Genomic DNA, 10146 nt, shown 5'->3' with positions numbered 1-10146 from the left:
TCGCTGTCGGCGGCGATGAAAGGAGCACACCTTTTGACCGACGACGGTGTCGTCGTGCGCGTGCACCCGGAAGGGCTCGGCAGCTACATAGATGCGCATCCCTGGGCCAATTTTCTCAAGAGCGCCACCTTGTACGAAGCCAGCCGGCTGCAACGGGTGGATCTGCTGAAGCGATCGCTGGATTTCCTGAATGTCTCCGCAACGGAAGCCAAGCAAAAGTTCCTGTTGGGTGCGAACACGCGAGACGTCAACGGGACCCTATCGCCGGAAAATCACGAACTCTTGACCCTCTATAATGAGGCCTGCGCTGCGTTTTGCCAGGCGAACGCCAATTGGCGGTTCGTCTCGATCAACGACGTGGTCGCCTACGGCGAATTGACCGACGACCGCCACTACACGCGGCTCGGTTACCTCGAAATCGCCAACTACATCAACGAGGAAATCCGTAGTGCCGAAGTGACCGTGGAGAAGCGAAAGGCGGTGAAACCTGTCGGACCGAACCTCGAGGACATGATCCGCTCCGGCCGGATGGTGAGCCGCCTCCATCTCTTCGGCACCAAGAAAGGTACCCTGTCGCAGGTCAAGCGTGTCATCAAGCTCACGCCGCTGTCTGCCGTGTTCCGCAAAAGATTCATCGGGCCGAAAAAGAACTCACGCGCCGCCTGACGTAGCGGCCGGGCAAGTTCAAGTATTGTTCGAAAAGGATATGATGGCGCGTTGTTCTCGAACGAAGGGAACAAAAGTCGGCGAAGGAAACCTCGCTCGGCTCTGTCCTGGACGAGAGCGGATTCAAACCGCGCGGTCGTCGGGTAACGATCTAGACGGGCGTCAACCAGACACAACTCCGTCGGCGCACTTCAACTGCCGCTATCTGGCTGCGTTGAAATAAAACCCAGATCGACCGCATGGCTTTGCTTGTTATCCCTGCCCTCGCGGCAGCATGACCACGAGAAGGCTATACAAGAAAACGATGGCGAAGCGGCTTGTCGAGTGGGCAAGGAAAATCAGACGAGACGTTCACGCGCTCTGGCTCGCGGCCCGTGATCCGCGTACCCCCTGGTATGCGAAAGCGCTGGCGTTGGGGATCGCGGGGTACGCCCTGTCGCCCATCGACCTGATACCCGACTTCATCCCTGTGCTCGGCTACCTGGATGACGCGATCCTGCTTCCTCTGGCGATCATCCTGGTGGTCCGTTTGATCCCATCGGAAGTGATGGAGGAGCATCGAGCAACGGCCGCCACAGCCGTGGGCAGACCGGTCAGCCTGGTGGCAGCGTTCTTTGTCGCCGCCATATGGTGTCTTGCCGTCGCAGCAACCATCTGGTGGTTTTGGCCTCACGCTAATCCATCCTGAGGATCGCATAAGGAGTCGTTTGTTGCGCAGTGACGCAGCAGCTCATCTTCCGCAGCATGGCGACCCCACGCGGTCTTGATCAGCAGTCGATCAGGTTGCGCTGGCGATGCTCCACGCAGCACCTGCAAGAGCGCAGGCCAGCAAGGTCGGGATGACCGACACCTTGAAGCGGAAAATCGCGATCGCCGCCGCAAGACTGAGTGCGAGAGAAGGTAACGAAAGCGAAGACCAAATCGGCAGTTCGACCCAAAGTGGTCCCAGACGGTGCACCGTAGCATCGGCGAAGAGGAAATGGAGGCCGAACCAGATCGCCAGATTGAGGATCACACCGACGACCGCGGCGGTAATGGCCGACATCGCACCTGCAAGCGGAATGTTACCCCTCAGCTTCTCGATGAATGGCGCTCCGAGGAATATCCAGAGGAAGCAGGGGATGAACGTCACCCAGGTAGTCAAGATCGCTGCAAGCGTGGCGGCGATCATCGGGTCAAGAGTACCTGGATGACGGTAAGCCCCCATGAAGCCGACGAACTGCAGCACCATGATGAGCGGTCCCGGGGTTGTCTCCGCCATGCCGAGGCCGTCAAGCATCTCGGTGGGCTTGAGCCAGCCGTAGTGTTGGACCGCTTCCTGCGCTACGTATGCAAGGACGGCGTAGGCTCCGCCAAAGGTCACAACGGCCATCTTGCTGAAGAAGACGCCTATCTGAGTGAACACGTCGTTGCTACCGAGGAATACGTAGAGAAGAAGCACCGGGACGAGCCAAAGCGCAAGCAGGACGACCGAGATACGCAACGACCACCGGAGGTTCGGACGCGCATGCGGCGGTATCTCTTCACCCAGCGCAGAGTCGGCGTCCGACAGAACCGGGCCGCCCCCCGACTTGTGGCCGCCCACCCGAAATGACGCAGACTCGAACTTCGAACCGACAAAGCCAATGATCGCCGCAGCAAGGATAATCAGTGGGAACGGCACATGGAATGCGAAGATCGCAATGAAAGCGGCTGCGGCGACCGCGATCATGGCCCTGTTCCTGAGCGCCCTCCCACCGATCCTGACGACGGCCTGTACGACGACCGCAAGGACGGCGGCCTTGAGACCGAAGAACACCCCTTCGACGGCATCAACGCTTCCGAATGCCACATAGAGGTAGCTGAGTAAGAGAATGGACAGGAAGCCGGGAAGCACGAACAGGATGCCCGCGACCAAACCGCCCGCAGTTTTATGCAGCAGCCAGCCGATGTAGATGGCGAGTTGTAGTGCCTCTGGGCCTGGCAACAGCATGCAATAATTGAGAGCGTGCAGGAAGCGATGCTCCCCGATCCACCTCTTCTCGTCGACGACGATTCGGTGCATCACGGCGATCTGTCCTGCCGGTCCGCCGAAGCTGAGTGCAGCGACCCGCAGCCAGACACGGAAAGCTTCGGCGAAGGACACGCCGTGGTGTGCCTCAGCGGCCGGCTTATCGGCCGCCGTCGTGGTGTCAGAAATGCTCGTCACATCAGGCCCCCTTTTTCGCGGAAGGCCAATTGTGAGACTCCTCCGTGGCGTCTCGGCACCAACGATAAAAGGCATCGTAGAGGACCATCCCCGCCTCCAGTTGCTCGAGGTCGTCGGTGTACATCCTGGACAACCCAAGCGAAACGGCAAGCAGGCCCGCAGCCTCAGGCACGAGATCAAGTCGCGACGTATCTGCCGCGCGAACGATCGTCGCGAGGCGCAGGAGCGGCTCGGATTCCAGTCCGAACTCCTGGACCATCGTGTCGAACGAACACCGTTCGCCGCGATGACTCCAGAATACGTCCTCGACATCGAACGGGGTCGCTCCGAAGCGATCGGCGACCGTCGCGACCTCGGATGCAACAACGAAGAGGAAGATTGCCGACGGATCGATGAAGCGGCGGATCAACCACGGACATGCGATACGGTCGATCTTCGGCCTCGCCCTCGTCACCCAGACGGTCCTCCCTTGCTTATCGCGGGGCGGCAGCTTCTCTTCGGGAACGGCCAGTCCGCCTGCCTCTATCCAGGCCTTGAAGCCGCCTTCAAGCGTTTCGGCGGCAACGCCCATGGCGCGCAGATGCGCGGCCACGCCGTGGCTGAGTTTGGCACCATGGTCGCAGATAACGACGGTTGAGCCCGTAATGTCACGGCCCCATTGGGCGACTTCGACAAAGGAGCGTCGGAAGGACCCCGGAACAAGCCTCGGATCGGCTGCAAAATCCTCGTCATTGCGGACGTCGATGAGCCTCGGAGCCCCGTGGGTTCCAATGAGACGGTCAAGCTTTTCAGATGAAATTTCAGTGAATGAAGGCATCACGCGCCCCTCCGTTATAACGGTTCAATGGACGCGATACTTCAGCATGACGCCTCATGGGGTGATCGCGACCCCATGCAGCCACTCAGACATGAGAGCAGAGCGTTGTCAACCGTTTGCAGCTGCTTGGGCGGCACGACGGCAATCCGAAGCCACCCAACTGACAGATCAAAACTCTGCGTCGCGTTTGCGGTCATGACAGGATAAGGACTATAGTCGCCTCCGGGCAAAACCATCCTCGCGCTCAGCGTGGATCGTTCGGAGGAAGACAGATGCCCGAGACAACCGTCAATATCCGCTACATGGTCGATGACGTCGAAGCGGCAATCGCGTGGTACACCAACCACCTTGGCTTCGCGGTGATATCGAACCACGCCCCGGCATTTGCCGATGTGAAGCGCGGAGCACTACGGCTCCTGCTCAGTGGGCCAACGAGCTCGGCAGGGCGACCAATGCCCGATGGCGAGCAGCCACGTCCTGGAGGCTGGAACCGCATTCACATCGTAGTCGATGATTTGGCCGCCGAGGTTGAGCGGTTGCGCTCCGCCGGCGTGCGCTTCGGGAATGAAATCGTCAGCGGACCAGGCGGGAAGCAGACGCTCTTGGTCGACCCTTCCGGAAATGTCGTCGAGTTGTTCCAACCTGCCCCCGGATGATGCGAGGCAATTGGCACGGCAGCACGAATTCTGCCACGACCGTGACGCGCAGTAGATCGCCGATCACGGAGCGAGACTGGCCATGCGGTTTGCGAATAGCTAAGACAAGGCTCGACATGCAACTGGAGGTAGTCCGCGTCGTTGCGGCTTAGGAGGAGGCCCTGCGATCCGCAGACAAAACGAGATGAAGCTAGGACGTGGGTTTGACCATCGTCTCGGCAATGAAGAAGGCGGACCCTGTGGGCATTATCCGTGGTGGTTGAAGTCCCGCGCGTTGGAACAGAGTCGCGAACTCCTCCGCGGTGCGTTCTCGCCCCTCCTTGAAAAGCACCATCATGTGCAAATCGGTAAGGTAATCCAAGGCCTTGGTTCGATCGGGGATGCCATCCATTATGCGGTCAATTACGAGAAGTCGTGCCTTGTCGTGCATGACTGCCCGGCAGTTGCGGAGAATTTGAACGCAGCGCTCGTCGCTCCAGTCATGCAGAACTTGCGCCAGCGTGTAGACGTCGCCACCCGCAGCCACCGCGTCGAAGAAATCGCCGGGCGCAAGCTCACAGCGACCTTCCAAAAAAGGAAAGGTCTCAAAGGCCTTGCCAACCACGTCCGGATGGTCGAACAGCACCCCGCGAACTGACGGGTAGGCCGTCAAGATGGCCGATAGCAGCGCTCCGTTACCGCCGCCAATGTCGATTACAGTTCCGACGTCGGAGAAATCGTAGGCCTCCGCCACGGCTGCATGCCGGTCGTCGGGGCTGTTCTGCATGTGGGCGTCGAATATCGATGCCTCGTCAGGGTGATCCTTCATATAGTCGAAATAGGGTGTTCCGAAGTGCCGCTCGAAGGCAGGCTCGCCTTCTCGCACAACGTCTTCCAACCGGGACCACACACCCCAGGTGCTTGGCATGCCCGAGTAGCGGCTTATGTAGTGCAATGATGGACTGGCATCACGCCGCAGCCAGCGAGACCGTCCGTTGTGCGCGAGCCTTCCCTCATCGTCGTGGCGGAACACCCCGCAGGCAACTAGCGCTCGGCACAGGCGGCGAAGTGAAACGGGATCGGTGCCCGTGAGTGCAGAGAGATCCTCGACTCGACGCGGTTCTTCGTCGATCAAATCGGCAAGCCCCAGCGTAGCGGCCACTTCGATCATTTTGGTGACCCGCATCCCCAGGATCAGCAACACCATATCAACAACGCTCGCGCGGTCGTCGCTCATGGCCCCCTCCGTGATCGACTACCAAGATAACACGACTGGAGGATGGATTATACCGGCCCACCGTTTGGCGAGGATCGTTTCAGGACCCGCCGCAATGGCCTTCAAAGGAGTTCAGGTGGTTCCGTCTGAGGCGACAGCCCCGAGTGTACTCCAGAGGCTCTTCGAATTGTTCAGGCGTTCCCCCACCCGTTTGGCCTCGTTGCTTCAGATTGGAAATGCACTCATCGTCGGCGACGTCGAGCCAGACCAACCGGTTACACCCGAAAAGACTTGCTTGAGGATTGAGCCATAGATGCCCTCAGCTGGCCGATCGTTTTCGCCCTTGCCGGATATGGTCGCGGAGCCCAAAGTGCTCCTGATCCAACGAAAGGAGGCAGCGATGGCACGGCCATCACGCCGCAAACCAAAGCCCGCAAAGGAATCCTCGCTCGGCTCTGCCTTGGAAGAGATCGGATTCAAACCGCTCGGCCGTCGGATAAAAATCAAAGTGGGCATCGATCAAGGAAAACTCCGCCGACCTTTGTCAGCAAACACCTTACGAGCGCAACGGGACTAGGCGCGGAGCGGGCGAGTTTTACCAACGTGATCTTCGCGGGTCGCGATATGCGTCTTGCCTGTGCCGACGCCAGGCCCGGCTCTTATTGCACGCCTGGTTTCTGACGGGCATTTTCACGGCAGTGAGGGTGGACGCACGGCAGAACAATCGCGATACGGGCGGTCAATCTTTGCTTTTGCAGTCCGTCTCAGCGCGCAGTCGGCGGCGTGAAGGATTTGCCGTCGACGAGGCACGTGTGGCGTTGCCTGGGGCTGGAAGGCCGGTCTGGCCGGCCCGCGCGCTCGGGCGTCGCGACGCGCGTGTTGAGCGGCTCCGCCCCTCTCTCGAGCGAGGAGCGGAGCCTAGCCGAGGCGATGAAGCGCCTCGCGGCTGCGATACGTAGCGGACCCGGCCGGCTTCTTCCGCCTTGATCTTCTTCGAAGTGCCGATGGCTCGCGGTCCTGGGTGCTGCAAGGCTGAAGACCCAGTTCGGCCGAGCGGTGGTTCGGAACCACGCCGACCGACTGCGGCGCCTGTTCCAGCATCGACGTCCGCCCGCATCGCACCGCCTGATGCGCTGCTGCGGACGTCCGCCGCGCCGATTTCGCTCGACGTTGTCGTCAAAATATTTGCCACCATGAAACAGGTTGTTCCGAACTCGGCGGACCATTAGGAGAAGCTCAGCAGCGGTTTCCGGCTTCTTCGCCTGGTCCTCGAAATCGTAATGTCCGTTCTCTATCCGATCGGCCTTCGGCGGATCGGTCAATAATAGCGGACATATACCAGATCCGCTCACCTGAGCGAAAAACGTCTCACCGATTGGCTTAGAATTGGCAAAGTCGTTCCAGAGGATATTGACTATACTGCCGCTCATCTTTGCATAACCGACCATTTTGAGCGCGAATTCAAAGCGTGCGAAAATACGGAACAGCTCATCGGCCCCTGGCGGAAGATTGTTTGCGGCAGTCAGATCAACGCTCATGCTCAAATCCTACCTCGTTCGATTTCAGGCCAATCACTCGCCGACGAATAGGATAGACAAAATGCGCCTGATGCGGTCGCAACAGTGATGCGCCTCCGGCAGCTGGTCAACCTACCACCGTGATCTTGATCGCTGAGGGATCGACGCCGAAGGTCAAGGCCAGACGGCGCTTGGCTTCGGCAATAGTGAGCGGACTATCGTCTACCTGGGTAGGAACGGGAACAGCATCATTCGCGGGGGCGGCAGCCTCGGCAAGATCCTCCTCATCAACATCATCCGGCGTCTCACCGAGAAGCGGGATGCGGGCGACCGGAGGAAACTTGATGCCAATGCCGGCACCCACAAGAGAAGTGAGGCCGAACCGTAGGCGGCGGAGGCCACCGCGCTGCTCCCGGCTTTGCGGCCAATGACCTTGACGTGAAGATGATAGATCGCCATCGCGATCAAGAGATCAGCACGGAAAAGCGCACATCGGACGACGTATAAGTCATGACCTCCACCAGAGGTGGAGGTTTGAAACGCTGCGCTTGAACCGCTAGAAGCGGTTTTGCTATGTGTTAGTAGCTACGATTAAAGTGGTCGGCAAAGTCGAAAGCTTTGTCGGCCTTTTCCTGATTACGTATATAACGTCTGACGACCTGCTCATCATAGCCAGCCGTCGACACGAAGTACGCGCCGCGCCCAAAAGTGATACCCTTTGTAGCGCCGTTTACGGGCATATTTGTTGGCCACGTAAACCACCGTCTTGCCCTTAAAAAAACCGACAACATGCGAGACCGAGTGCTTCGGTGGGATCGATATCAGCATGTGCACATGGTCGGGCATAGGGTGCCCTTCCTGGATCTCGCATTCCCCGTAAAGCCGTTTCGTTCGGTACTTGCTCGCAAATACCACATGATATTTGCAGTCCCACGTCGCGTGCGATTGCGATCGTTCATCCATAAAACCTCCGTTTGATGTCTCGGCCATCTAACGGTCCAAGCCGGAGGTCTCTCAACTACGATGTAGAACGCGTCCAGTCCTCCACCGGAGGTGGAGGTTTACTTCTGTCATAAGCGCGCCCTCCCTCGAAAAAATCTCGGGCGGGACCAACCCGTGCCAGACCGTCCCGGCAACATGGAATCATTCTCGCAGAGGCTCAACTATGATCCTCCCATCTACAACGAACCAAGACGATGGAGACGATATTGCGCAAACCACGATACTTTGACGCGGAGCTGAAGGCGCTGGAGGACAAGGCCAAAGCGCTCAAGACGCGGAAGGTACAGCAGTTGGGCGAACTGGTTATTGCAACCGGCGCCGATGCGCTCACCGCAGACGAACTGGCGGGCGCGCTCATCGTGCTGTCCGAGACGAAAGATGCTGCAAAGCGGGAAGCGTGGGCCAAGCGCGGTGCGGGGTGGTTTCGGAGCAAATCGCGGCGACCTGCTCCGGCAAATGACGACGATGCAAGCCGCGCTCAAACGCAACCGGGCAGCGCAACCGGCACCAAGCAAAAAAGGCGCGGCATGACATGGGTGACTGGCAAGTTGAGCGCCGGAAACGCACGAAACATCTGATCGAGTTGGGTGGCCTTGTCGTCAAGGCGGGCATCGTGGAACTCACCAACGACGACCGCCCCATGATCTACGGTGCGCTGCTCTGGATGGCCGAAAAGCTCAAAAGCGAGCAGAGGGAGCAAGCCCGCTCGCTCTGGGTCGAGAAGGGGAAGCGAGCGTTCGAGGCGAAACGCAAAGGCGAAACCCTCACCGTTTCGTGGGATCAACACATTCGGATATAACCGATGGCGGGCGGCGCGGAGACCTCAATATCGTAACGCCACCCGCCATCGCGCGGCTCGCCACGCAAATCCGGCACCTTTCACCCCAAGCTTCGCAACGTGAACATGCACCAGACCGCTCCATGAGTCCCTGCAATAACGGAGACAGCTCAGCTCGTTTCAGCATGACTGTTACCGCCCCGATGGGTAGGTGATGGCGCATGCGCGATCTTTTCGCGCTAATCGGCTGACACTGAAGGCGAATCGCTTAGTGGCGCAGGTAGACAGCCCCACGACCGTGCGAAGACGAAGCTTGCGTAGCGTGTCTTGTGGGAAGCGGGATAGCCGCACCCATCAAATCTTGATGAAGCCGAAAGGTTGCGGTCACGCCCCGTCATAGCTCCGTTCCAAAAGCGGCTTTGCCCGATCCAGAGTTGCGGCATCGGTGATGATGATTTCCAGATCGCCAGTTCCGAAATGGCCGATGTGCCTCACATCGCGGGTAAAGCCGGGTTCCAAGTCGATACTGTCCGGGTCGACTTTCACAAAGACCTTCAGGTGCCGAATCTGAGGCTTTACCTCGACGCAAGCGAAGTTTTTCAACCGGCGAAACGCTACGTAGTTATCGAGTGTCTTCGTCTGCACATCATCGCCCAGCGCGAGCAGATAGGCTTTCACCGACTCGTAAAGGTCACCGAGTTCCTGGTCGGCGTCCGCGAGATATTGCGTGACGGTCTTCTGCCGTGAGCGTGGGCGGGCTGCCGAAAGTTCACCCGTCGTGACGGAGGCGTCCCCAGATGTTTCCCTCGTTGGACGCTCTGTTGCTGACGTTAGGAGTTCGAAAAGAAGCAGTTCTTCACCGAACCGACGATAGCGAACCAGTTCGATATTCCGGTTCATTTGATTGACTGCATGGGCATCAAACTTGGTGAAGTCGCCGGCGATGCAAATGAGTCGGGGCGAACTCCAATCAACTCCCTCCGCCTGCTCCTGTCCGAATCGCTTGAGGACGAGCCATTCAAAATCGCGCTTATGGTCCATGAGCCAGTCGAGATAGAAAAGCCCTTGGTTGATGATGTTCTCGTTGCTGGCCCGTTTATATTCGATGATAACGGGCGAGCCGTTTTCATCGATTCCCAGACTGTCCATCCGTCCGCCATTGGTGGTGATGAACTCGGAGGCGAGAAATCGCACCCCGATGAATGCTTCCATGTTCCGTTCGATGAGGGTTTGAAGCGACTTTTCTAAGGTTACTGCGCTGCCGTGCAATTCGGTCACCGCGTTAGTGTCTGTACGGAAAAGTTTGATGTCGCTCATAGAATTCGTT

At 58.7% G+C, this 10146-nt stretch carries 11 protein-coding genes and 1 pseudogene; 5 read left to right on the top strand and 7 right to left on the bottom strand.

Annotated elements, in window-relative coordinates; translation table 11 throughout:
* Nucleotides 1-666: hypothetical protein (locus tag EV286_RS32240; protein WP_165933015.1), on the top strand; the 666-nt coding region annotated here is incomplete at its 5' end.
* 304 nt (nt 667-970) lie between these two features.
* Entirely contained in the window at nt 971-1354 is a 384-nt protein-coding gene (locus tag EV286_RS31425; protein ID WP_132961158.1) for a YkvA family protein, read from the top strand.
* A gap of 90 nt (nt 1355-1444) precedes the next feature.
* Here EV286_RS31425 and chrA read toward each other — a convergent pair whose 3' ends face one another.
* A complete protein-coding gene (chrA, locus tag EV286_RS31420) occupies nt 1445-2854 on the bottom strand; it encodes a chromate efflux transporter (RefSeq protein WP_245500902.1) in 1410 nt (469 codons plus the stop codon).
* A gap of 1 nt (nt 2855) precedes the next feature.
* On the bottom strand, nt 2856-3671 hold the full coding sequence (locus EV286_RS31415) for a sulfurtransferase/chromate resistance protein (protein ID WP_132961156.1): 816 nt from the start codon (nt 3669-3671) through the stop codon (nt 2856-2858).
* A gap of 272 nt (nt 3672-3943) precedes the next feature.
* On the opposite strand from EV286_RS31415, the gene EV286_RS31410 reads away from it, so the two are divergent.
* Nucleotides 3944-4327 carry a VOC family protein gene (locus EV286_RS31410; protein WP_132961155.1) on the top strand — a complete coding sequence of 128 codons (384 nt, stop codon included), beginning with the start codon at nt 3944-3946 and terminating at the stop codon, nt 4325-4327.
* A 190-nt stretch (nt 4328-4517) separates the two neighbouring features.
* On the opposite strand, the gene EV286_RS31405 is transcribed toward EV286_RS31410, so the two are convergent.
* The 4 genes and pseudogenes from EV286_RS31405 to tnpA form a co-directional block, all read right to left on the bottom strand.
* The gene (locus tag EV286_RS31405; protein WP_132961154.1) at nt 4518-5543 is read right to left on the bottom strand and encodes a methyltransferase; all 1026 of its coding nucleotides are present in this window, start codon (nt 5541-5543) and stop codon (nt 4518-4520) included.
* A gap of 743 nt (nt 5544-6286) precedes the next feature.
* A complete protein-coding gene (locus EV286_RS31395) occupies nt 6287-7060 on the bottom strand; it encodes a hypothetical protein (RefSeq protein ID WP_132961152.1) in 774 nt (257 codons plus the stop codon).
* A gap of 106 nt (nt 7061-7166) precedes the next feature.
* On the bottom strand, nt 7167-7403 hold the full coding sequence (locus tag EV286_RS31390) for a hypothetical protein (RefSeq protein WP_132961151.1): 237 nt from the start codon (nt 7401-7403) through the stop codon (nt 7167-7169).
* A gap of 214 nt (nt 7404-7617) precedes the next feature.
* A pseudogene (gene tnpA, locus EV286_RS31385) lies at nt 7618-8002 on the bottom strand (IS200/IS605 family transposase).
* Nucleotides 8003-8235: 233 nt separating this feature from the next.
* Here tnpA and EV286_RS31380 point away from each other — a divergent pair.
* The gene (locus EV286_RS31380) at nt 8236-8619 is read left to right on the top strand and encodes a conjugal transfer protein TraD (RefSeq protein WP_132961150.1); all 384 of its coding nucleotides are present in this window, start codon (nt 8236-8238) and stop codon (nt 8617-8619) included.
* Nucleotides 8574-8840, top strand: coding sequence for a conjugal transfer protein TraD (locus EV286_RS31375; protein ID WP_132961149.1), 267 nt, complete (start codon nt 8574-8576; stop codon nt 8838-8840). The genes EV286_RS31380 and EV286_RS31375 overlap by 46 nt, the downstream gene beginning before the upstream one ends.
* 363 nt (nt 8841-9203) lie before the next feature.
* Here EV286_RS31375 and EV286_RS31370 read toward each other — a convergent pair whose 3' ends face one another.
* Complete coding sequence (locus EV286_RS31370; protein WP_132961148.1) at nt 9204-10136, bottom strand: DUF5655 domain-containing protein; 933 nt, start codon at nt 10134-10136, stop codon at nt 9204-9206.
* Nucleotides 10137-10146: the final 10 nt, after the last annotated feature.

Source organism: Rhizobium sp. BK251 (assembly GCF_004345245.1).
Taxonomy (GTDB): Bacteria; Pseudomonadota; Alphaproteobacteria; order Rhizobiales; family Rhizobiaceae; genus Rhizobium.
Note: the sequence above shows the minus strand (reverse complement) of the source record. Positions and strands in the feature narration are given on the sequence as shown.

Bases quoted from the DNA above. Each gene is read 5' to 3' on its own strand.
- EV286_RS31395 (WP_132961152.1), bottom strand. From the start codon at position 7,060: ATGAGCGTTGATCTGACTGCCGCAAACAATCTTCCGCCAGGGGCCGAT.
- EV286_RS31410 (WP_132961155.1), top strand. From the start codon at position 3,944: ATGCCCGAGACAACCGTCAATATCCGCTACATGGTCGATGACGTCGAA.
- EV286_RS31375 (WP_132961149.1), top strand. From the start codon at position 8,574: ATGGGTGACTGGCAAGTTGAGCGCCGGAAACGCACGAAACATCTGATC.
- EV286_RS31370 (WP_132961148.1), bottom strand. From the start codon at position 10,136: ATGAGCGACATCAAACTTTTCCGTACAGACACTAACGCGGTGACCGAA.
- EV286_RS31415 (WP_132961156.1), bottom strand. From the start codon at position 3,671: ATGCCTTCATTCACTGAAATTTCATCTGAAAAGCTTGACCGTCTCATT.
- EV286_RS31425 (WP_132961158.1), top strand. From the start codon at position 971: ATGGCGAAGCGGCTTGTCGAGTGGGCAAGGAAAATCAGACGAGACGTT.
- EV286_RS31380 (WP_132961150.1), top strand. From the start codon at position 8,236: ATGGAGACGATATTGCGCAAACCACGATACTTTGACGCGGAGCTGAAG.
- EV286_RS31405 (WP_132961154.1), bottom strand. From the start codon at position 5,543: ATGAGCGACGACCGCGCGAGCGTTGTTGATATGGTGTTGCTGATCCTG.